The organism is Pseudomonas sp. B15(2017) (genome assembly GCF_002113215.1).
Taxonomy (GTDB): domain Bacteria; phylum Pseudomonadota; class Gammaproteobacteria; order Pseudomonadales; family Pseudomonadaceae; genus Aquipseudomonas.
Window position 1 is genome coordinate 1 of record NZ_NEJZ01000018.1, and the last position, 21,344, is coordinate 21,344.

A 21,344-nucleotide genomic window follows, 5' to 3' on the forward strand; every position below is an offset into this window, starting at 1 on the left:
TGGTGTTGCCATGGGAGGTGCTCCTTGCGGATAAAGTTAGGGTGCCCGGGAGGCGAAATCGCCCGGTGGGTGCCTGACTGTTATCAAGGAGCGTGCCAGTTTTTTAGAAGCCTTATAAATCAACGGGTTGGAGCTGATTGGTGCCGGTTTTAACGAAAGCGGGCGGGGATTAAGGCAAAAAGTGCGCAAGAAGTTGCGCAGTGCTGCGCAACTTCTTGCGCACTTGGCTGGAGGCCTCGTAGCGCAAGGGTTTCAGAGGTTTTGTAGGAAGTTTAATACGGAGAACTGCGCAACTTCTTGCGCAGTATGGCTAATCGCCGCGTTATCGAGTCAACATCGCGAGGCAGTCCTCAATCGAGCGTTGCTGCGTCTCGGCATACAACCTCAATTCATCAATGGTCGAACGCCCCAGCGCCTGCTCGAACGCCTGTCGGTTGGAATGCTCGCCATAGTGCGTCTGCGCCGCATCCCCCAGGTTCGACTGAAAAATCCCTGCCGCACTGACTGGCAGGAAATCTTCATACACCAGCGGTTCGGCTTTCACATAGCCGTCGCGTAATAACCCTTGCAGCGTTACATCTGCGGGACGACCTACTTTGTCTGTCGGGAAGTAACGGAAGTACGCCAATTCCTGCTCGCGCATGCCCTCAAGGCTGTCAGGGAATTCGCTGAAATGCTGCGCCATCAGCGCGTTGTAGCGTGAGGCGTTGGCTTCGTTGGGGAAATCACCCAGTTCATCGCGCGCCGCATTCAGCAGGCGGTCGTACAGCGCCCGGCCTTTGGGAGTCAGCGCTGCGCCGCGTTGCTCGATTTCGCCGAAGCGGGCGCTGTGACTGCCGCGGGTTTGCGTCTGGTCAATGAAGGCGATTGGCTCGTCCAGCGCCTTGAAGCTGGTCTGACGCAACAGAATCGGATGTTGCCGGCGCGGTGGGCCTTCGATCACCGCTTTGGGCGTAATGCCCTGCAGCGGCATCTGCGCCTGAACAATGTCGATGTCCAGCGTGCGCGGGGTCAAGTGGTTGATGTGCGGGCCCTTGAATGCAACGACATCGGCGATCAGACGATGCTGGGCACTGAGGGTCTGGTACTGCGCGGCGGTGACGGTAGCGCTGTGGTGCCAGCGAAACGTCTCCAGCGCTTGCAGGACGAATTCCCCGGCCTCTGCTTCATTCAGGCCACCAGCAGACTCGGCCTGTTCGATCAGCTTTAGCGCCGCCGAGGTGAAGATCGAACGCTTATCCAGCACCGATGCAGCAAAGGCTCGCAACTCGGGGTCTTCAATCAATTCCAGTCGCAGCAACGAAGTGAACACCCGGAACGGGCTGACCTGCAGCGCCTCTTCATGCACCGCACGGAATGCCGTCGAATGCACCGGCACCCCGGCGGGCGTCAGGTCGTAATAACCCACCGGCTGCATGCCCATCACTGCAAACAGGCGGGCGAGGGTGGCCAGTTCAGCAGCGGTGCCGACGCGGATCGCACCGTGGCGTTCCATGTCCAGCCGTTCGATTTCGCCCGTGCTTTGCAGTTGATTGGCGACTTGCGGCTCGCGCGCCAGCACGTCGCGATTGGTCTGTTCCACCAATTCCATCAACGCGCCGTACAGCGGCACTTCTTCGCGGTACATGTCGGACATCGCTTTGGAGAAGCGTTGGCGGATCAGGTCGGGGCTGACGAAAGGCTGCACGGTCATGAAAAAAATTCCTGGCACGGTCACGTAAAGGATGTCGGAAAAGATCGCAGCCTTCGCCGACGCGGGCAAACGAAGAATCCTACGGACTTCATTCTGCCAACGACTGACCGTTTACCTGTCCTGACGCGAATGCTCCCCCAGAAACTCCTGGTACAGACGCGCTGTGTTCGAGGGCTGCTCGACCATCGGCATATGCCCGACGCCATCCCACACATCTACCCGCAGATTGGCGATGCCCTTGCTCCATACCGGCACACTGCTGACATCGATCAACCGGTCCTTGCGGCCCCAGAGCAGCAACGCCGGGCATTTGATGTCCGGCAACTTCGGCTCCATCGGCGGGCTGGCGCGAAAATCGCGGAAGATCTCTTCCAGTTCGTCCCGTTGTTGCTCGTAGCGCTGGGCTATGGCGTCAAGTACCAGACCCGGCACCCACGGTGGCGAGGCCATGGTCATGGCATAGAAACGTCGGAATTCTTCCCGGGAGTTGATGAGGAACGGATTGTGCCCACGAGCCAGGTGACGCTCCATGTCGCTGGCCTCGGGCGCAGTGACGCCCGCCGGGTCGATCAGCGCCACCGAAGCGATGCGGTCAGGGTAGGTCGCCGCCAGCCACGCGGCGATGTAGCCGCCCATCGAGTTGCCGATCACGTGGACCTTCTCGACGCCGCAGACGTCGAGCAACTGGATCATGCGCTTGGCTTGCACCGGAATGTCATAGCCACCGCCGGCCTTGAAGCCGGTTTCGCCGTGGCCGGCCAGGTCCGGGATGATCACTCGGTACTGGCCGACAAAATGCCGGGCGAAGCGCAGCCACAGGTTTTTTTCGGCGCTGTAGCCGTGCAGCATCAAAATGCTGCTCGACGCTTCATAAGGCCCGCCTTGCCAGGTCGACACAGTCATTTCGGTAATCGGCACTTCAATCTTGTGCAACCGGTACAGCCTGGCCTCCAGGGCCGCACTCAGATCGTAGAGCCAGTGGCCGACCGCCGGGTAACTCAACCAGCTCCAGGCCACGAAAACCGCTAGGGCGACAAACAGCAAAAGCATCGTGGGTCTTCCTTGTTCAAGACAGAATGTGGTCGGCCGGTTTCAGCGCCCGGGTCAATCGGTGGTAGCTGAAACTGAAGCCGGGGAACATCGCGATCACATGACCGCTCCTGCTTTGATACCAACTGTGGCAGCCGCCGGTTTTCCAGACCGTGCGCTCCATTTCCCGGTGAATCATCTGAGTGTAGGTACGTTCCGCTTCGGGGCGAACTTCGATGCTGCGCAGACCTTTGGCCTGCAAGGTGCGGATGCAGTCGAGGATGTAGTTCATCTGCGATTCGATGATGAACAGCGCCGACGTATGCCCGATGCCGGTGTTCGGCCCGGTGACGATAAACAGGTTGGGAAAGTCCGGCAGGCTGGTGCCGAGGTAGGCGCGTGGGTATTGCGCCCAGACATCGCGCAGTTGCACGGCGTTTTTTCCCCTGACCGGATAGGAAATCACGCCGTCGGTGGCGTCGTAACCGGTCGACCAGACAATCAGATCGACGTCGATGTGCTGGCCGTCCGTGGTGACGATGCCGGTTTCGTCGAGGCTGGCGATACCCTGTTCGCGGCTGTGTAACGTGACGTTGGGTCGGGTCAGCGCCGGGTAGTAGGTGCTGGAGAGCAACACCCGTTTGCAGCCGATGGTGAAGTCCGGTGTCAGTTTTTTCCGCAACTGGGGGTCAGTCACCTGGCGTTCAAGAAACATCAGGGCCTGGCGTTGCACCATGTGAATCGCCGGTTTCGAATACTTGAAGGCGATGACCCGGGTTTCGAATTGCCAGTAAATCATCCAGCGCAGCAGTTTGTAGGCGGGTTTCAGACCCAGCAGCCAACGCTGGAATCGCCCGAACGTGCGGTCGGCGCGGGGCAGCACCCAGTGCGCTGTACGCTGAAACACGTGCATCCGGGCGACCTTCGGTGCAATTGCCGGAATCACTTGGGCCGCACTGGCACCGCTGCCGACAATCGCTACCCGTTTACCGTGATAGTCGTAGCTGTGATCCCAATTGTTTGTATGAAAGGTCCTGCCCTGAAAGCGATCCTGACCGGGGAAGTGTGGAATGACCGGTTGGCTCAACGGCCCGGTGGCATTGATCAGGAACTGCGCATAAAAAGTGCCTTTCGTGCCGGTATGGACGGCCCAGCGTTTTTCGGCGTCATCCCATTCGACGCGCTCGACGTTGGCCTGCAACTCCACCCGGTCGCGCAGGCCGAAGCGTTCGACCACATGATCGGTGTAGCGGTGCAGTTCGGCTTGTTCAGCGAACATCCGGGTCCAGCGGTAAGGTGCAAACGACAGGGAATACAGCGGCGACGGCACATCCACCGCTGCACCGGGGTAAGTGTTCTGGCACCAGGTGCCGCCGAAGAAGTCCCGGCGTTCCAGCAAGCGAAAGTCGTCGATACCGGCCTTGAGCAGATTGACCGCCGCGCACTGGCCGCCAAAACCGCTGCCGATGATCAGCACTTGGTAGGTTTGCATGCGCCTCCTTCTTAGAGTCTTTTTTCCATTTTCTTCCTTTCATGTATAGCCAATCATTTGCCCGCCGTGTGTCGCCGATGACGGGGCATTCGGCCCGCTGGCCGGTGATGGCTATTTAACGTTGCCCTGTTAGACTCCCAGCACATACGGTCTGCGGTCTGCGCAGTACCGTCGAGTGGTCGAGGCCCCTATGGGAAGATCGGGAGGAAAAGGACTTTCACTGGCCAGGAGGCTCTATACATCGCGAACCCTCGGGCTGGTCCTGGGGCTATTGTGCGTGAGCGTCGCGATGTACCCACTCGTCCCGCCGACCTGGGTCTGGGCGCTGATGCTGTTCAACGGCCTGGTCTGGCCGCACCTCGCGTATCAATGGGCCCGCCGGGCCAAGGTTCCCTATCACGCCGAACACCGTAACCTGTTGATCGACGCTTTCCTCGGTGGCTTCTGGGTCGCCGCCATGCACTTCAATCCCTTGCCCAGTGCCATGACCATTTCGATGATGGCGATGAACAACGTCGCCATCGGCGGCCTGCGTTTTCTGGTGGCAGGGGCGGCGGCACAGTTGCTTGGCGTCGGTGTCGGGCTGGTGGTATTTGCGCCCGCGTTCGTCCCGATGACCACACCGGCGCAACTCTATGCCTGTCTGCCGCTGCTGATGCTGTATCCGCTGGCGCTGGGCTGGATCTGCTTTCGCCAGGCCTACACCCTCGGCCTGCATAAACGTGAACTGCTGACCCTGAGCCGCACCGACAGCCTCACCGGTCTGCTCAATCACGGCGCCTGGAAGGATCAACTGGAAATCCAGTTTGAACGCTGCAAACGTCAGCAGACCGGCGCGACGATTGCGCTGATCGACATCGATCACTTCAAGGCGATCAATGACACCTACGGCCACGTGGCCGGCGATCTCGTCCTGCGTCAGTTGAGCAAGATGCTCAAGCAGAACCTGCGCATGGCCGATGTGGCGGGGCGCTACGGCGGCGATGAGTTTTGCGTGATGTTGCCGGACTTGCCGCTGTTTAACGCGGCGCAGGCGATGGAAGCGTTGCGTGAGCGTTTTTCCTTTCTGGTGTACGAACAGAACCCGGCGCTGAAAGTCAGCCTGAGCATCGGTCTGGCGGCGCTCGATCCCGCCCACGGTGATGCGACACGATGGCTGGATGACGCCGATCAGGCGCTGTACGAGGCCAAGGCCGGCGGGCGTAACCGGGTGATTTGCTGCAGCGACGACAAGCCACGGCGCGAGGTATTCGATTCGGTCTGAACGGATCGGGTGTCGCATCCGGGATAGAGCCTTGGGGGGATGTGAGGTACGGTTCAGTACCCGACACGAAACAAGGATTGATTCATGACGTTCAAATTCCCCCGTTCCCTGCTGGCCGCCGGTCTCGGTCTGACCCTCTCTTTCACCACCGCAGGCGCCTTCGCCGAACCGCACAAACAAGTACTGGCCGACGCCGAGCAATACAAATCCGAAGCCCTGAAACTGCTGGAACGCCTGGTCAATATCGACTCCGGTTCCGGCGATGAAAAAGGCCTCAGACAAGTCAGCGAAATCGCCATCGATGAGCTGAAAAAGCTCGGCGCCACCATCGAACTGGTGCCCAACTCCCCGGAAAAGACCAACCATGTACTCGCCTCGCTCAAAGGCACCGGCAAGGCGAAGATCCTGCTGATGGCGCATATGGACACGGTGTTCAAGGAGGGCTCCGCTGCCGAGCGACCGTTCCACATCAAGGACGGTCGCGCTTACGGGCCGGGGGTGATGGACGACAAGGGCGGGATCGTCGCCGGCATCTACGCGCTGAAAATCCTCAAGAACCTCGACTTCAAGGATTACGCGCAAATCACTTTTCTGCTCGATGCCAGCGAAGAAACCGGCTCGGACGTCGCCACTGACCTGATCAAGAAAACCGCCAGGCTGCACGACGTGACGCTCAATCTCGAGCCGGGCCGTCCGGCAGATGGGCTGGTGGTGTGGCGCAAGGGCAGCGCCACCGCACTGGTCGAGGTCAAGGGCAAGGCTGCCCACGCCGGTGTGGCGCCGGAACTGGGACGCAATGCGGCGATGGAAGCGGCGCATCAGATCCTGCAACTGGGCAAGCTCGGCGATGAAGCCAGGAAAACCACCATCAACTTCACCGTGCTCAAGGCGGGTGATCGCACCAACGTGATCCCGGATCAGGCCACGGCCAAGGCTGACGTGCGGGCGGCAGTGCCGGAAGAGTTCGACCGGATCGAGAAGGATCTGGCGCGGGTGTCTCAGGACAAGCTGATTCCTGACACCGAAGTGAAGACTTCATTGCAACGCGGCCTGCCACCGATGCCGCAGACGGCGGAGTCGGATCGTTTGATGGCGATGGCTCAAGGGATCTACGGCGAGATCGGCCGCAAGTTGACTGAAGAAGGCAGCGGCGGGGCGGCGGATGCGAGCCTGTCGGCCGGGGTGGGTACGCCGACGCTGGATGGGTTCGGGATTGTTGGCGGCAACATTCACACGCCGGAGGAATATGCGGAGGTGGAAAGCGTTGCGCCGCGGATTTATCTGTTGTCGCGGATGATTATGGAGTTGGCGAAACAGTAACGGCAGCCAACGGTTTCGCGGCGGGCGCCATGCGAGTGAGACTCGTAATGGCGTCGGGCCGCTCTGCCTCTTTGTCGCGTGTTGCGAGGTTACTCTTTGACGCTCATGTATTCCTTGGCCCAGAGGATGTATTCCTCAGGCTGGGTGTAGGTGTGGGTCAGCTCGGTGGCGCTCAGGTCCGAGGCCTGGGTGAAGATCTGGCGTTGTTCGCGCAGGCTGTCGTAAGTCGCCTTGATCGCCGCGAAGTAGGCACCGTGGCCGTCGATGGTCACTCGCACACCCAGTTCGGCCAGGCGTTTGTCGTCGCGCAGCGCCGGGTTGCCGTAGGTCACCAGCATCAGCGGCACGGTCAGGTGTTCGGCGATCTGCTCGAGCTGATCGAAGTCCTGAATCCCGACCATGCAGATACCATCAGCGCCAGCGGCCTGGTACTGCTTGGTGCGGCTGATGATTTCCTGATTCGGCAGGATGCCGGCGTTGGTTCGGGCGATGATCGCCATTTCCGAATCGACCCGGGCTTCCAGTGCCGCACGGATCTTGCCGACGCCTTCGGCGACGGTGATCAGGTCGGTGGATTTACGGCCAAATTGTGCTGGCAGCAGGGTGTCTTCAATGGTCAGCGCAGCGACGCCGGCGCGTTCCAGTTCGACGATGGTGCGCATCACGTTCAGCGCGTTGCCGTAACCGTGGTCGGCGTCGGCGATCACCGGCAATTGGGCGACGCGGCCGATGCGGGTGGCCTGTTCAGCGAATTCGCTGAGGGTGATCAGGGCAAAGTCCGGAGCGCCCAGAACCTGCAACGAGGCGACCGAGCCGCCGAGAATCCCTACTTCAAAACCCAGGTCAGCGGCGATGCGGGCGGACATCGGATCGAACACCGAGGCGGTGTGATAGCAGGTGTCGGAAGCCAGCAACTGACGGAAGTTACGGCGCAAATCTTGATGAGAAAGCCTGGTCATACGAGTTCCACCAATACAAAGGAATGGAAAGGCTTGAGCAAAGGTGTCAACGCCGAAGGTGAAAAGGCTATCACGCCAATGGGTCAAGGATCATGACGAATTAACGAGGAAGTTAACCAGGAAAAACCTGTTCAGGCTTTCTTGCTGCAGGCAGAGGCGCTCAGGCCGCCACTGCCTGCTGCTGTTGATTGGGCAGCGGCACCGCCCGTACGGAGTTGCCCGGCTGCAATTGCAGGCGTTTGGCGGTGAGGCGGTCAACCACCAGATTGCTGCCGACCCGGCGTCCCGGAGCGACGGTAATGCGGCAGTTTTCCAGACGCCGGTTGTGGATCAGCCACAGCGGTGCCTGTTCGTCCGGCGTGCCGATGCTCAGGGTCAGTTCCAGGCTGTCACGCACGGTGCGGATGCTGCCGATCGGTGCTTCGATCACCGGGCCGCCGTCGAAGATGTCGATGTAGCCTTTGTGGGCGAAGCCCTCGGACTGGAGGATTTTCAGTGCCGGTTCGGTGTTGGGGTGGGCCTGTCCGATCACGGCCTGGGCCTGTTCGGTGAGCAGGCAGGTGTACAGCGGCTGACGCGGCATCAGTTCGGCGATGAAGGCCTTGTTGCCCAGCCCGGACAGGTGGTCGGCATGGCTGAAGTCCATCTGGAAGAAGTGCCGCCCAAGGCTGTCCCAGAACGGCGAACAGCCTCGTTCGTCGGCAGTGCCGCGCAGTTCGGCGATCATTTTCTCGCCGAACAGGTGCGGGAATTCGGCGACAAACAGCAAGCGCCCCAGCGACAGCAGACGTCCATTGCTGCCGTGGCGCTGGTCGTGGCGCAGGAACAGCGAGCACAGCTCCGATTGGCCGGTCAGTTCATTGTTGAGGAACAGCGTCGGGATCTGCCGCTGAATGCCCAGGTCCGGCGCCGAGCTGACCGTCAGCCCGACCCGATAGTTGTACCAGGGCTCGCGCAGGCCGACAGCCCCGGCCAGGGCACTGACGCCGACCACTCGCTGTTCGTCGTCTTCAAGCACGAACAGGTAATCGGCATCGGCCCGCTCGACCTGCTCGGCGAAGGTGCGCTGTGCCCAGCGTACCCGGTGGGCCAGGCGATCTTCATTGGCGGGCAGGGTGGTGAACCCCGGCCCGGCCTGTAGCACCAGTGTCATCAATGCAGGCAGGTCGCTGACTTGAACCGGACGGACAATCATGCTGCAACTCCTTTTGCGCGCCTGCTCGGGCACTGTCGTTGGGTAGAGGCGCGGTTCACAGGGCGATCACCCGGATCGTGCCGCCAGCGCGGACGTTGAGTGCCGCGCACAGGGCTGGGTCCAGTGCCAGGGGCTGATCGGGCTGGTAATCCAGCTCGGCGACCACCGCCCGAAAGCCATGCAGAGCATCGTTGCTCACCAGATAGTGGCCGCGTGCATCGATCAGGGGAGCTTCCTGAACCGTAGCGGTCTGGCTTTGCGCGATCGAACGGATGTTGGCGGTGCGTGCATACAAGGTCGGGCCCGCATCGAACAGATCGATGTAGCTGTTGGTTTCAAAACCCTCGCGCTCAAGAATGTCGAAGGCTTCCTGGCCGTCCGGGTGGACGCGGCCGATGCAGTCCTGCGCCGCCTGCGGCAGCATCGGCACGTAGATCGGGTATTGCGGCATCAGTTCGGCGAGAAACGTACGGCTCTGCAAGCCGCACAGGCGTTCGGCCTCGACGTAGGGCAGGTCGAAGAAATGTTTGCCCAGCGCATCCCAGAACGGTGAATGCCCTTGCTCGTCGCTGTAGCCGACGATTTCGGTAATCACCGCTTCGGCAAATCGCGGCGCGTGGGCGGCGATGAACAGCAGGCGTGCCCGCGACAGCAATTCGGAAAACGGCGTGCGGACCAGCGCTTCATCGATGTGAAAACCGCGCAGCAGCGTATGTCCGCTCAGGTCGTGGCACAGCGACAGTGCCGGCACGCCGTGTTCGATGTTCAGCTCTCGCGAAGCACTGGTGAAGTGGCGGTTGCGCAGGCTGTAGAACGGTTCGTCGTGGCCGGCGGTGGCGAGAATTTCGGAGCAGCCGACCAGGTGGCGGCTGTCCAGGTCTTCCAGCACGAAGAAGTAATTCTCCGGGCCCTGGACCGCCGCATCGCTGTCAAACGAGGCGCAGGACGCTGCGATTTTTTCGCCCAGACGCTCGCTGTCGTCCGGCAGGGAGGTGACGCCCACCAGGCTGTCGCGCGCCAATTGTTGCAATTGAGGCAGGTCGTTTGGCTCGACTGGACGTAAGACCAGCATGGATGCACTCCTGTATCAAAAAGGTTCGGCCCATTCGCCGAACCTGACTATCACTGTCGGTTTCCACGCGTTAAAGCGGCGGTCGCCTGATTTGTTGTCAGACGCCGCCCTTTTTCTTGTCAGCCATTGCTCGGGTCGGGCAGCGCGGTACTGGCGCCGAGTTTGTTCAGGAAGAACAGGTACACCAGACCCAGGGCGATCCAGATCAGGCCGAGTTTTTGTGCATCGACGCCCATGTTGTACATGATGGCCGCGACGATGATGAAGCCGATCACCGGGCAGATCAGGTGACGAATCACCTGGCCGGACTTCTGCCGGCGCCAGTAGTAATTGATCACGGTCAGGTGCAGCAGCATGAAGCCGCTCAGGGCGCCGAAGTTGACCAGCGAAGTCAGGGTGTCCACCGAATTGATGAACAGGTAGCAGATCACCAGCGACAGTACCGCCACCAGATAAATGCTCAGGTAAGGCGTGTTGTGTTTCGGATGGACCTTGGCCAGCACCTTCGGCAACTTGCCGTCGCGGGCCATGCCGAACAGCAGGCGCGAGACCGCCGCTTGCGAAGTGATCGCTACCGCCACGCCCCAGGCCAGGGCCGTGGCCACGCCGGTCAAAGTCGCCAGCCAGCTGCCGGCGGCGATTTCGGCGATTTCATAGAACGCGGTGTCGGCGGACTTGAAGCCCATGCCGGCGGCCAGATCGGTGGCGATCCAGGTCTGTACGACGAAAATTGCGCCCATCACTACCAGAGTGATCAACGCTGCTTTGCCGACGCTGCGGCCCGGATCGCCCTTGATCTCTTCGGCGAGGGTGGAGATTGCATCGAAGCCGAGGAACGACAGCACCGCAATCGACACCGCTTGCATCAGCAAGGCGAAGTTGAAGGTTTCCGGGTGATACAGCGGCGCGAGGGTCAACTGACCGTTGCCGCCACCGTTGTGCAGGGCGTTCCAGGCGTAGAACAGGAAAATCCCCAGCACCACGAGCTGCGCCAGCAGGAACAGAATGTTCATGCGGGCGGTGAAGGTAATGCCGCGCAGGTTGACGAAGGTTGCGCTGACCAGGAACGCCAGAATGAAACCGACTTTAGGGATGTCCGGGTACAGGTGGTTGAGCGCCATTGCCGCGTAGACGTAAAGCAGCGGCGGAATCAGCAGGTAATCGAGCAGCATCAGCCAGCCGGCGATGAAGCCGACGTGTTGATTCAGGCCCCGTTGCGCGTAGGAGTACACCGATCCGGCAACCGGAAAGGCCCGCGCCATGCTGCCGTAGCTCAGCGCGGTGAAAACCATTGCCACCATGCCGATGATGTACGCCAGGGGCACCATCCCCGGTGCCTCGGCGTTGACGTAGCCATACACCCCGAACGGGGCAATGGGGATCATGAAGATCATCCCGTACACCACCAGGTCGGTGAGTGTCAGGCTACGTTTCAACTCCTGTTTGTAGCCAAACTCTTCTATTTCCATGAAGCGCAACTCCTTGTCAGCCAATCGTTCGTTTTAGTTGTTATGTCGGTCCGTCGTTTACAGCGTCAGCAGTGGTTACAACAATTCTTACAGCAATGGCGCCAGATAATTCGCCCAGCGGGTCACCGCTTCCGGGCTGCGCAGCAGGTCGTTGCGCACTTCGATCAACACCGATTCCAGGCCCCGCGCATCGCCGTGCACCGGCACGGTCATGTCGCCCAGCGGGTCGATCTTGTACGGCTGGTTACCGGCGACTTTCAGCGGGTGCTTGCCGAGACCGTCGAGCATCTGTCGGGCATAGGCCTTGGCCTGGCCGAACAGCACGCCGACTTCCAGCTCGCGCGGCTGGCCGTAGTACACCGGGGTGAAACTGTGAATGCCTACCACGCGTACCGGCCGACCTTCGGCCAGACGTGCATCGATCAGTTGCTGCAGCCGCGTGTGAAACGGCTTGAACAGGCACTGGCGACGGTATTCGCGGGTGGCCTCGTCAAGCTCGCGGTTACCCGGCACCTGATAGATCTCGCTCTGCGCCGGGATGCTGTCGGGTGCATGCCGGGGGCGGTTGAGGTCGATCAGCAGACGCGAATAGTTGGCGCTCAGCAGTGTGGCGCCAATTTTTTCCGACAGTTGCTCGGCCAGTTCCAGCGCACCGATGTCCCAGGCAATGTGTTCGCGCGCCGCGGTGTCATCCAGGCCCAGATTGTTCAGGGCCTCCGGGATGTAGCGGCTGGCGTGTTCGCACACCAGAATCAGCGGGTGCGTCGAATCTTCACGGCTCAGGTTGTAGACCGGTCGGGTGTACAACCCCAGCTCGGCGGATTCAGTACAGGCGTGCATAGTGCTCACACAGGTCAGCGGGCGAGAGCTGTTCCGTCAGCGCCAGTTCCTCGGTTTTAAGGGCGAAAAAAGTCTCGAGCAACGCGCTTGGCAGCGCTTCGACCAGCGCTTCACTGCGACGCAGGCAATCCAGTGCCTGGGCCAGGGAGGCGGGCAGGGCAACGATGCCCCGGGCCTTGCGTTGTTCATGGTTGAGTGAATCGGGGATTTCATCGGTGATCGCGTTCAGTGCCAGACGCTGTTCGATGCCCAGGCGTCCGGCGATCAGCAGCGCGGCCATTGCCAGATGCGGCGAGGCGGTGGCGTCCATGGCGCGGAATTCCAGGTTGTATTGCTTTGCCACGGGTGTGTTGCCCAGGCTCACGGTCGGGCAAATACGCAGCGCGGCTTCGCGATTTTGCTGGCCGAGGCAGGCGTACGACGCGCTCCAGTGGTGCGGCTGCAAACGCTCGTACGACACCGGCGTCGGTGCCGTGAACGCACACAGCGCCGGCAAATAATGCAGCACGCCCGCCGCCCAGTGCTGGCCGAGGGTCGACAGACCATTGCTGGTGCCGGCGTCGTAGAGCATCGGCTGACCGGCCGGATCGAGCAGGCTGACGTGCAAGTGAACGCCGTTGCACACCGCGTCGGCGGCGGTCTTCGGCGCAAAGCTCAGATCCAGGCCCATTTGCCGGGCAATTTCGCGGGTGATCTCGCGCACGTTCACCGCGCGATCCGCCGCCGCCACACCAAGGGTCGGGCGGCAGGTGATTTCGTATTGGTGCTTGCCGTATTCGGGCAAGAACATCTCCGGCTCGACACCTCCGGCGCGCAGCGCGCTGAGCAACCATCCACCGAATTCGGCGCCCTGGCGCTGGGCTTCGAGCGAGAACGCCAGATGTTCGGCAAACCCGGCGTGCAGATTGAATTCGTGTTCGAACGCGGCGTTGACCTGCAAGCCGAGTTCATCGCGATAGCGCTCGACCTCGTTGCGCAACAGAGTGCGCGGGCAGGCTGCCCATGGTCGGCCGTCGGTCTCGCGGATGTCACCGTGAATGAAGTCCAGCGCCGGGGCGGCGGCGTCCGGGCCGTTGCCGACGGTGACGCGGCTGGCCAGATCGGGAATCAGCCGCAAATCGCCATAAGCGCCCCACGGACTGGTCGAAGCGATGATGTCCTGCGGCGTCAGCGCGCTGTTGGCAGGCACCCAGCCACAACCGGCCGCCTGATAGTGCTCCAGCTCATCGGTGGGAAACGAACGGCCTCGAGTGACGCCGATCAGATCGGTGGTGACGATGGTGGTCATCGGCAACGGCGACAGGCGTTCGCTCATGGCTGCATCTCCTGCAACCGGCCAAGCACGGTGTCGGTGTCGGTGATCCAGCAGTAGCCCTTGATCGCATTCAGGCAAGCGTCGTGGCGCGCTTCGGTGTAGGTCGCGCAGGCGTCGGCCACCAGGGTGACGAGGTAGCCACGGTCGGCGGCGTCGCGCACGGCCATGTCCACGCACTGGTCGGTGACGATGCCGGCGATGATCAAGTGGCGGGTTTCGAGGTTGCGCAGCACGTAGTCGATGTTGGTCGAGTTGAAGACCCCGGACGAGGTTTTCGGCAGCACGATTTCGTTTTCCGTCGGGGTCAGTTCAGCGATGACCTGTGCCTGCGGGCTGCCCTTGGGCAGATGCATGTCCGACAGTTTGTGATCCAGCGAGCGGTCGCGGCCATCGGCGGTCAGGCTTTCGATCAGGGTATGCAGTACGTTCTGCCGGGTGTCGCGGAATGCGTTGAGCAGCCGAACCTGATTGGGCACCACTTGCGAGCGCGTGCGGTTGAGGAAGTACGCGGCGTCCGGGCCTTCGAGGTGCGGGTCGAACTGGGGCTCAAGCCAGGCTCGCTGCATGTCCACCAGCAACAGCGCGGTGTGATCGGTGACAAACGGCAGGTCCCGTGGCGAGCGATGGGGAAGACTGAACATCCTTATTTATCCTCCAGCAAGTGGGTGTCGAAGTCGTTGCGCAGGGCATCGATACCTTCCAGGCGATCAGCCAGGTCCGGGCAGCGCAGGGTCAGGCAAGCGATCAGCGCTTCAACCTGAGCGAGCGCCGGAACCATGGTGTCGAACGGCGAAGCCGACTCCACCGGAGCGCTGATGATCATGTCGGCCAGTTCGCGCAGCGGCGAGGCATAGATGTCGGTGAACAGCACGACGCGGGCGTTGCCGTTTTTCGCGGCGCTGGCCACGCGCAAGGCCTGGGTCTGGTAGCGGCGATAGTCGAACACCAGCACCACGTCCTGGCGTTGCAGGTCGAACAGGCGATCCGGCAGCTGCGCGTTGTCCTCCAGCGCAAAACAGCCGGGGCGCAGCAGTCGCAAATGGTTGAGCAGGTAGGTCGCCATCAGACTGCTGAAGCGCCCGCCGAAGCAGTAGACCTGATGGCGGGTGTCGAGCAGCCAGTCGGCGAGGATCCGCACGTCTTCCGGTTGGGTCAGGGCCTGGGTTTCAGCCAGCAGGTTATGGCTGTGAGCCAGATAATGGCTCCAGGCATCGTCCTTGTTCTGATGCGAACGCGGCTGCAACAGCGTGCGCGGTGAGCGCAGTCGATGGTCCATATCGCTGAGCAGGGCGTCCTGGAATTCGGCGTATCCGCCGAAGCCGAGCTTTTTAACCAGCCGCACGATGGTCGGATCGCTGACGCCGGCATGTTCGGCCAGGCGCGCCATCGGGCCAAGCCCGTTGCGTGGATACTGATCGAGCAAGGCGCGAACGACTTTGCGCTCCGACGGCGTCAGATCAAGGCCGGGGTCGGTGATCAGGTCTCTTAGAGGGGGCATCCGGGCTCCTGCTGGATGGGAGGTGTTGAATTCGCTTCATAATCCTTTAAAACAGTATTTATGTAACTGGCGCTACATGTCTAGCGAATTTTTTGGTGTTTAGACCGAGCCCCAAAATGGGGCGGGATGCCCGTAACGCAAGGGTTACACCGCTGTCGATCAGTCTTGTAGTCCATTGCCCATAGTGGTGTCAGACAATTGCACTTTCACACTTCAGGCCATCCGGTCGACTTGCTTGGAGCCTCCTGTTTTACGGCACAATTGCCGCTCCATCCGCGATTGCGTTGATGGTTGTCCTGTCTTCCAGCCGAGTGACTCCCCGTGCAGACCACCCGTTTGACATTGATCTGCCATGCCAGAACCGTCGCACAAAAATTGGCGTGTTTTCCTACGAACGAACCTGTTGAAGAAACGGAGTTGGCGTCCTGTTCGCTGGCTTCGCGTTTCGCCATGGCATCTCGTCTGATTTGTGGCCCGGAGCTGCGCAGCCGTCAGACGGCAGCGTGGTTTGGCCATGAAGCGCACGTCGATGAGGCCCTGCGTGATTGCGACTGGGGCCGGTGGCAAGGTCAATCGCTCAAGGACTTGCAACGAAACGAACCCGAGGCATTGCAAGCGTGGCTCGAAGACCCGCACGCCGCACCCCATGGCGGTGAGTCGGTGGCGCAGCTGCGTGAAAGGGTGGCCGCGTGGCTGGTTGCACTGCAAGCCACGCCGGGGCACGTGGTGGCGGTCACTCATCCGTTCGTGATTCGCGCTGCATTGATGCAGGTCGTGCAGGGCGAGGCGTTTCACAGCCTCGATGTCGAACCGCTGGCGGCGGTCGAGCTGCGGTTTGCCGGGCGCTGGCGACTACGCTTGTCCGGCATGAACCTGGAAGGAGCAGAGCAATGAAGCGATTGCTGGTGATCGGCATCGGTGCCGGCAACCCGGACTACATCACGATGCAGGCGGTGAAGGCGCTGAACCGGGTGGACGTGTTTTTCCTGATGGACAAGGGCCAGAGCAAGGACAAGTTGATCGACCTGCGGCGGGAAATCTGCGAGCGCTATATCACCGATCGTACGTACCGTTTCGCCGAAGCCCACAGCCCGGAGCGCGAGCGCGGCGATGTGGACTACAACGCCAGTGTCGATGAGCTGAACCGTGCCAAGCAGCAAACCTTCGAACACCTGATCAATGACGAATTGTCTGACGGGCAGTGCGGCGGTTTTCTGGTGTGGGGCGATCCGGCGCTGTACGACAGCACGATTCGCATCCTGCAGGCGATTCTGGCCTCGGGGCGATGTGCGTTTGAATTCGAAGTCATTCCCGGCATTACCAGCGTTCAGGCCTTGGCGGCACAGCACAAGGTGCCGTTGAACACCATCGGTCGTTCGATTGAAATCACTACCGGCCGGCGCCTGGCAGCGGGGAAGGTGAGTGACACGGACAGTCTGGTGGTGATGCTCGATGCCGAAGATTCCTACCACCACGTGGCGGATCGGGAGACAGAGATTTACTGGGGCGCCTACCTCGGCACGCCGGATGAAATCCTTATCAATGGCAAGCTCGGCGCTGTTGCCGATGAAATCGAACGGGTGCGCAAGGCTGCCCGGGCCGAGCATGGCTGGATCATGGACACCTATCTGTTGCGCAAGCCTTGACCTCCCGACCGAAGCGCTCGCGATACACCGACGGTGGCACCCCGACCACGCTGCGAAACGCCACACGAAAGCTTTCCACCGAGCGATAACCACAGCGCAGGGCGATCTGCTCGGTGTTCTGCGGCGTGCTTTCCAGCAACTCACGGGCCCGGGCCAGACGCTCGTGTTGCAACCAGGCCTTGGGTGACTGGCCGCTGGCCTCCGTGAATTTGCGCAGGAAGGTGCGTTCGCTCATCGCCGCTTCGCTGGCCAGATCGCGCACCTCCAGCGGTTCATGCAGGCGCTCGCGGGCCCACTGCATCACGCGCGACAGGTCGCTGCGCGGCGTCGGGCTGACTGGGGTGGGAATGAATTGCGCCTGGCCGCCGGTGCGCTGCGGCGACATCACCAGCCGTCGTGCCACCGCGTTGGCGATCTGGGTGCCGAAGTCCCGCGCCACCAGATGCAGGCAGGCGTCGATCCCGGCTGCACTGCCGGCCGAAGTAATCAACTGCCCGGAATCGACGTAAAGCACATCCGGGTCGACATCAATGGCCGGAAAGCGCTCGGCCAGTTCTGTGGTGTAGCGCCAGTGAGTGGTGGCGCCATGACCGTCGAGCAGGCCGCTGGCGGCCAGAACAAACACGCCCGAGCAGATCGACAGCAACCGGGCGCCGCGTGAATGAGCATCACGCAATGCTTCGAGCAAGGCCTCCGGCACTGGCGCACTGCGGTCGCGCCAGCCGGGAATGATGATGGTGCGCGCCTCTGCCAACAGCTCAAAACCGCCATCGGTCAGCACCTGAATACCGCCCATGGCGCGCATCGGGCCTTGATCGACCGCCGCAATGCAGTGCTCGTACCACGGGAAATCGAACTCCGGCCTGGCCAGGCCGAAGATCTCCACGGCGATACCGAACTCGAATGTGCAGAGGCCGTCGTAGGCCAGAATCGCGACCAATCCAGGTGAATCAGGCATTTGGCGGAAAATTCCCGGTGAGTGTCTTGTGCGCCACTGTAGCGGCAAGCGACGGCTCGATAAAGTCTGTTCATCCCCACAGACAAAGGAGTGATTCAACATGCCCAGCCTGGTTCGCGAAATTCCTGCAGCGCCTTCGGCCGTTGCCCTGATGCATTTCAGCAACCGTCTGACTTTCGAAACCGACTGTTCCGACGTCTTCAGCAGCCAGCAGGCTGGCGAGGTCGATTTTGTCCTGGTAGACGTGCGCGGGCCGCTGGCCTTCGAGCGTGGGCATGTGCCGGGGGCAATCAATATTCCCGGGCGTTTGCTGACGGCGGAGGGGCTGGTGGCCTACTCGAAAAACACGCTTTTCGTGGTCTATTGCGCCGGTCCCCATTGCAATGGCGCCAATAAGGCCGCGGTGAAGTTGGCGGCGTTGGGTTATCCGGTCAAGGAGATGATCGGCGGGGTGACCGGATGGCTGGATGAAGGCTTCCAGTTGAGTGTTGCGACACCACGCGCCGCCACCGCCCCGATCGCTTGCGATTGCTGATAATCGGAAAGTTGCCGCTTTGGCGGCAGCTTTTGTCGGCTTTGTCCTACAAGGCTTGCACCGCTCTGGCGCACGCTTTTCCCATGTGACGGCAGTCGCCGATTTTCTGTAAGTATTTGTCGCTTAAAAACAATTTGCCCCGTGCGCGCCGCCATAGACTGCCGGCCACTTCGGTTTCTTTGCGCGACACAGCCCAAGGCCGAACCTGACAATCGAAAGCTGCCAATAAAAGCCTCCGCACACGGGAGTAATAAATGAAAAAGCTGGTTATGTTCGGTGCCCTGGCACTGTCGATGTTGTCCCTGACCGCCGTGGCCGAAGACGCCAAACCGATCCGTATCGGTATCGAAGCCGGTTACCCGCCATTCTCGATGAAAACCCCTGACGGCAAACTGGCCGGTTTCGACGTGGACATCGGCGATGCGCTGTGTGAGCAGATGAAAGTCAAATGCACCTGGGTCGAGCAAGAGTTCGACGGCCTGATCCCGGCGCTGAAAGTGAAGAAGATCGACGCGATCCTGTCCTCGATGACCATCACTGACGACCGCAAGAAAAACGTCGATTTCACCATCAAGTACTACCACACCCCGGCGCGCTTCGTGATGAAGGAAGGCTCTGGCGTGAAAGACCCGCTGGTCGAACTCAAAGGCAAGAAAGTCGGCGTGCTGCGCGCCAGTACCCACGACCGTTACGCCACCGAAGTGCTGGTGCCGGCCGGCATCGAGCTGGTGCGTTACGGCTCGCAGCAGGAAGCCAACCTGGACATGGTCTCCGGTCGTATCGACGCGATGCTGGCCGACTCGGTCAACCTGAGCGACGGCTTCCTGAAAACCGATGCAGGCAAAGGCTTTGAATTCGTCGGCCCGACCTACGAAGACGCCAAGTACTTCGGCGGTGGCGCCGGTATCGCAGTGCGTAAAGGCGATACCGAGCTGGCAGAGAAATTCAACACGGCCATCAATGAAATCCGCGCCAACGGCAAGTACAAGCAAGTGCAGGACAAGTACTTCGACTTTGACGTGTACGGCCATTAATACGCCGTAGAAAAAGTGGCCCCGTTGACGCGGTGGCCACTTTTTTTTCGCCCGTGATTTATCCTGTCAGCACATTTTCAATGCGGTCACTGCGTTGGCAGCGACCACAGAATTTCCGGAGTTCCCCATGCAACGCATCGACCATCTTCTGCCCTGGAGCCACCTGGGCAGCGAACGTTCCCTGAGCGTGTTCCGTTACGGCGCCGGCCCGCGCAAGGTCTACATCCAGGCCAGCCTGCACGCCGATGAACTGCCGGGCATGCGCACCGCATGGGAGCTGAAAAAGCGCCTGGCCGAACTGGAAAGCAACGGCCAGTTGCAAGGCGTGGTCGAACTGGTGCCGGTGGCCAACCCGATCGGTCTCGATCAGCATCTGCAAGGCAGCCACATGGGGCGCTTCGAGCTGGGCAGCGGCAAGAACTTCAACCGCTCCTTCGTCGAACTCAGCGCGCCGGTGGCTGAGCGTATCGGCGAGCAGTTGGGCAGTGATGCCCAGACCAACATTGCGTTGATCCGCCAGACCATGGGCCAGATCCTCGACGAACTGCCAGCGCCAGCCTCGCAACTGGAGGCGCTGCACCGTCTGTTGCTGCGCCACGCCTGTGAGGCTGACATCACCCTCGATCTGCATTGCGATTTCGACGCCGCGATTCATCTTTACGCACTGCCGCAACACTGGCCGCAGTGGCAATCCCTCGCCGCACGCCTGAAGGCTGGCGTGGCACTGTTGTGTGAAGATTCTGGCGGCAGTTCGTTCGACGAGTCCTGCTCCTCGCCGTGGTTGCGCCTGGCCCGGGCCTTCCCGAACGCTGCGATTCCACCGGCCAACCTCGCCACCACCCTGGAACTGGGCAGCATGGGCGACACCCGCGTCGATCAGGCTCAGGCCAATTGCGAGGCGATCCTGGGCTTTTTGGCCGAGCAGGGCTTCATCAGCGGCGAATGGCCGAAGGCGCCGCAAGCCTGCTGCGAAGGCATGCCGTTCGAAGGCACCGAATACCTGTTCGCCCCGCACCACGGCGTGGTGAGTTTCCTGCGCGATGCCGGTGAATGGGTCGAGCGCGGCGATGCGCTGTTCGAAGTGGTCGACCCGTTGAACGACCGCGTGACCACCGTGCGCGCCGGCACCAGCGGCGTGTTGTTCGCCATCGATCGCGGTCGCTACACCCAGCCGGGTATCTGGCAGGCGAAAGTAGCGGGGCGCGAGCCGATCCGGGCGGGCAAGCTGATCAACGACTGATACCCCGTCATCCGGATCACAGTGTTAGGCTCTGCCCCGAACCCTGCACTGTGTGAAGGAAGGCTTATGTTGAAGGTGTTTGCGCTGTTGACGCTGCTGGCGTCCACTGCCGTTCAGGCTCAGACCTCGCTGCAAAACGATCTGCCGCTCAACTACCTGGCCCAGGTGCACCCGGATGCCGAACAGCGTCCGCTGGTGATTTTCCTGCACGGCTATGGCAGCAACGAAGCGGACTTGATCGGCATGAAATTCCAGTTGCCCAAGCAGTACAACTACCTGTCGGTGCAGGCACCGATGGCATTGGGAGACGGGCGTTTCCAGTGGTTTCGCAAGAAAGGCGAAGGCGCCTACAACGGCGAGACCGATGATCTGAAGGCCAGCAGCCAGAAACTGCGGGCCTTTATCGCCGCTGCGGCGCAGAAATATCACGCGCTACCGGACAAGGTGTACCTGATCGGCTTCAGCCAGGGCGCGATGATGACCTACGAGGTCGGGCTGCGGCAGCCGGCGGTGGTGGCCGGCATCGCCGCGTTGAGCGGGCGAGTGTTGCCGGTGCTCAAGGGTGAGCTGAAGTCAGAGCAACAGCATCCGCCGCTGGCGATCTTCATCGGCCATGGCACGGCGGATGACCGCGTGCCTTACAGTGGCGCCACAGCGGCCAAAGCGCTGCTGGAGAAACTGGATTACAAACCGCAACTTCATGCCTACCCCGGCGTTGGCCACAGTATCAGTGCGGCCGAACTGCGGGATCTGAACGACTGGCTGCAGCAACTCAATCCCTGAGC

Annotated in this window: 21 protein-coding genes; 8 read left to right on the forward strand and 13 right to left on the reverse strand. The window is 61.2% G+C overall.

The features are described from left to right. Window positions 1-322: 322 nt before the first annotated feature. From CAF73_RS23265 to CAF73_RS23275, 3 genes are all read right to left on the reverse strand, one after another. The gene (locus tag CAF73_RS23265) at window positions 323-1,693 is read right to left on the reverse strand and encodes a VOC family protein (protein WP_085704057.1); all 1,371 of its coding nucleotides are present in this window, start codon (window positions 1,691-1,693) and stop codon (window positions 323-325) included. A gap of 111 nt (window positions 1,694-1,804) precedes the next feature. Next, entirely contained in the window at window positions 1,805-2,743 is a 939-nt protein-coding gene (locus CAF73_RS23270) for an alpha/beta fold hydrolase (RefSeq protein WP_085698640.1), read from the reverse strand. A 16-nt stretch (window positions 2,744-2,759) separates the two neighbouring features. Next, window positions 2,760-4,214, reverse strand: coding sequence for an NAD(P)/FAD-dependent oxidoreductase (locus CAF73_RS23275; RefSeq protein ID WP_085704060.1), 1,455 nt, complete (start codon window positions 4,212-4,214; stop codon window positions 2,760-2,762). Between the two features lie 190 nt (window positions 4,215-4,404). On the opposite strand from CAF73_RS23275, the gene CAF73_RS23280 reads away from it, so the two are divergent. Both CAF73_RS23280 and CAF73_RS23285 read left to right on the forward strand, forming a co-directional pair. Further along, window positions 4,405-5,478 carry a diguanylate cyclase gene (locus CAF73_RS23280; protein WP_085704063.1) on the forward strand — a complete coding sequence of 358 codons (1,074 nt, stop codon included), beginning with the start codon at window positions 4,405-4,407 and terminating at the stop codon, window positions 5,476-5,478. 84 nt (window positions 5,479-5,562) lie between these two features. After that, the gene (locus tag CAF73_RS23285; RefSeq protein WP_085698643.1) at window positions 5,563-6,798 is read left to right on the forward strand and encodes a M20/M25/M40 family metallo-hydrolase; all 1,236 of its coding nucleotides are present in this window, start codon (window positions 5,563-5,565) and stop codon (window positions 6,796-6,798) included. Window positions 6,799-6,887: 89 nt separating this feature from the next. On the opposite strand, the gene CAF73_RS23290 is transcribed toward CAF73_RS23285, so the two are convergent. The 9 genes from CAF73_RS23290 to CAF73_RS30580 form a co-directional block, all read right to left on the reverse strand. Further along, a complete protein-coding gene (locus CAF73_RS23290; RefSeq protein ID WP_007956238.1) occupies window positions 6,888-7,757 on the reverse strand; it encodes an oxaloacetate decarboxylase in 870 nt (289 codons plus the stop codon). A gap of 160 nt (window positions 7,758-7,917) precedes the next feature. Continuing rightward, window positions 7,918-8,952 carry an arginine N-succinyltransferase gene (gene astA, locus CAF73_RS23295; RefSeq protein ID WP_085704066.1) on the reverse strand — a complete coding sequence of 345 codons (1,035 nt, stop codon included), beginning with the start codon at window positions 8,950-8,952 and terminating at the stop codon, window positions 7,918-7,920. A 55-nt stretch (window positions 8,953-9,007) separates the two neighbouring features. After that, window positions 9,008-10,024 carry an arginine N-succinyltransferase gene (locus CAF73_RS23300; protein ID WP_085704069.1) on the reverse strand — a complete coding sequence of 339 codons (1,017 nt, stop codon included), beginning with the start codon at window positions 10,022-10,024 and terminating at the stop codon, window positions 9,008-9,010. A gap of 119 nt (window positions 10,025-10,143) precedes the next feature. Then, window positions 10,144-11,493 (reverse strand): APC family permease, encoded by a 1,350-nt coding sequence (locus tag CAF73_RS23305; RefSeq protein ID WP_085704073.1) that lies wholly within the window; start codon window positions 11,491-11,493, stop codon window positions 10,144-10,146. Window positions 11,494-11,580: 87 nt separating this feature from the next. Continuing rightward, window positions 11,581-12,333 carry an N-formylglutamate amidohydrolase gene (locus CAF73_RS23310; RefSeq protein WP_085698647.1) on the reverse strand — a complete coding sequence of 251 codons (753 nt, stop codon included), beginning with the start codon at window positions 12,331-12,333 and terminating at the stop codon, window positions 11,581-11,583. Beyond that, window positions 12,317-13,648: a glutamine synthetase gene (locus CAF73_RS23315; RefSeq protein WP_085704077.1), complete on the reverse strand. Its 1,332-nt coding sequence runs from the start codon at window positions 13,646-13,648 to the stop codon at window positions 12,317-12,319. The genes CAF73_RS23310 and CAF73_RS23315 overlap by 17 nt, the downstream gene beginning before the upstream one ends. Beyond that, complete coding sequence (locus CAF73_RS23320) at window positions 13,645-14,289, reverse strand: isochorismatase family cysteine hydrolase (RefSeq protein WP_085704080.1); 645 nt, start codon at window positions 14,287-14,289, stop codon at window positions 13,645-13,647. The genes CAF73_RS23315 and CAF73_RS23320 overlap by 4 nt, the downstream gene beginning before the upstream one ends. 2 nt (window positions 14,290-14,291) lie before the next feature. Next, window positions 14,292-15,146, reverse strand: a complete 855-nt coding sequence (locus tag CAF73_RS23325) for a MurR/RpiR family transcriptional regulator (protein WP_085698650.1) — start codon at window positions 15,144-15,146, stop codon at window positions 14,292-14,294. Window positions 15,147-15,352: 206 nt separating this feature from the next. Then, window positions 15,353-15,598 carry a hypothetical protein gene (locus tag CAF73_RS30580; protein ID WP_227235644.1) on the reverse strand — a complete coding sequence of 82 codons (246 nt, stop codon included), beginning with the start codon at window positions 15,596-15,598 and terminating at the stop codon, window positions 15,353-15,355. Between CAF73_RS30580 and CAF73_RS23330 the strand changes: the two genes are divergently transcribed. Further along, entirely contained in the window at window positions 15,483-16,040 is a 558-nt protein-coding gene (locus tag CAF73_RS23330; protein ID WP_234206592.1) for a histidine phosphatase family protein, read from the forward strand. The two genes, CAF73_RS30580 and CAF73_RS23330, sit on opposite strands and share 116 nt — an antisense overlap. Next, a complete protein-coding gene (gene cobF, locus CAF73_RS23335) occupies window positions 16,037-16,792 on the forward strand; it encodes a precorrin-6A synthase (deacetylating) (RefSeq protein WP_085698652.1) in 756 nt (251 codons plus the stop codon). The genes CAF73_RS23330 and cobF overlap by 4 nt, the downstream gene beginning before the upstream one ends. On the opposite strand, the gene ftrA is transcribed toward cobF, so the two are convergent. Next, window positions 16,761-17,750, reverse strand: a complete 990-nt coding sequence (ftrA, locus tag CAF73_RS23340; RefSeq protein WP_085704086.1) for a transcriptional regulator FtrA — start codon at window positions 17,748-17,750, stop codon at window positions 16,761-16,763. The two genes, cobF and ftrA, sit on opposite strands and share 32 nt — an antisense overlap. Window positions 17,751-17,850: 100 nt before the next feature. Between ftrA and CAF73_RS23345 the strand changes: the two genes are divergently transcribed. From CAF73_RS23345 to CAF73_RS23360, 4 genes are all read left to right on the forward strand, one after another. Further along, a complete protein-coding gene (locus tag CAF73_RS23345; protein WP_085698654.1) occupies window positions 17,851-18,285 on the forward strand; it encodes a rhodanese-like domain-containing protein in 435 nt (144 codons plus the stop codon). A gap of 254 nt (window positions 18,286-18,539) precedes the next feature. Next, window positions 18,540-19,319, forward strand: coding sequence for an ABC transporter substrate-binding protein (locus tag CAF73_RS23350; RefSeq protein WP_085686295.1), 780 nt, complete (start codon window positions 18,540-18,542; stop codon window positions 19,317-19,319). A 127-nt stretch (window positions 19,320-19,446) separates the two neighbouring features. Next, window positions 19,447-20,559 carry a succinylglutamate desuccinylase/aspartoacylase family protein gene (locus tag CAF73_RS23355; RefSeq protein ID WP_085704089.1) on the forward strand — a complete coding sequence of 371 codons (1,113 nt, stop codon included), beginning with the start codon at window positions 19,447-19,449 and terminating at the stop codon, window positions 20,557-20,559. A gap of 66 nt (window positions 20,560-20,625) precedes the next feature. Beyond that, window positions 20,626-21,342, forward strand: coding sequence for an alpha/beta hydrolase (locus CAF73_RS23360; protein WP_085704092.1), 717 nt, complete (start codon window positions 20,626-20,628; stop codon window positions 21,340-21,342). The last annotated feature ends 2 nt before the right edge of the window (window positions 21,343-21,344 follow it).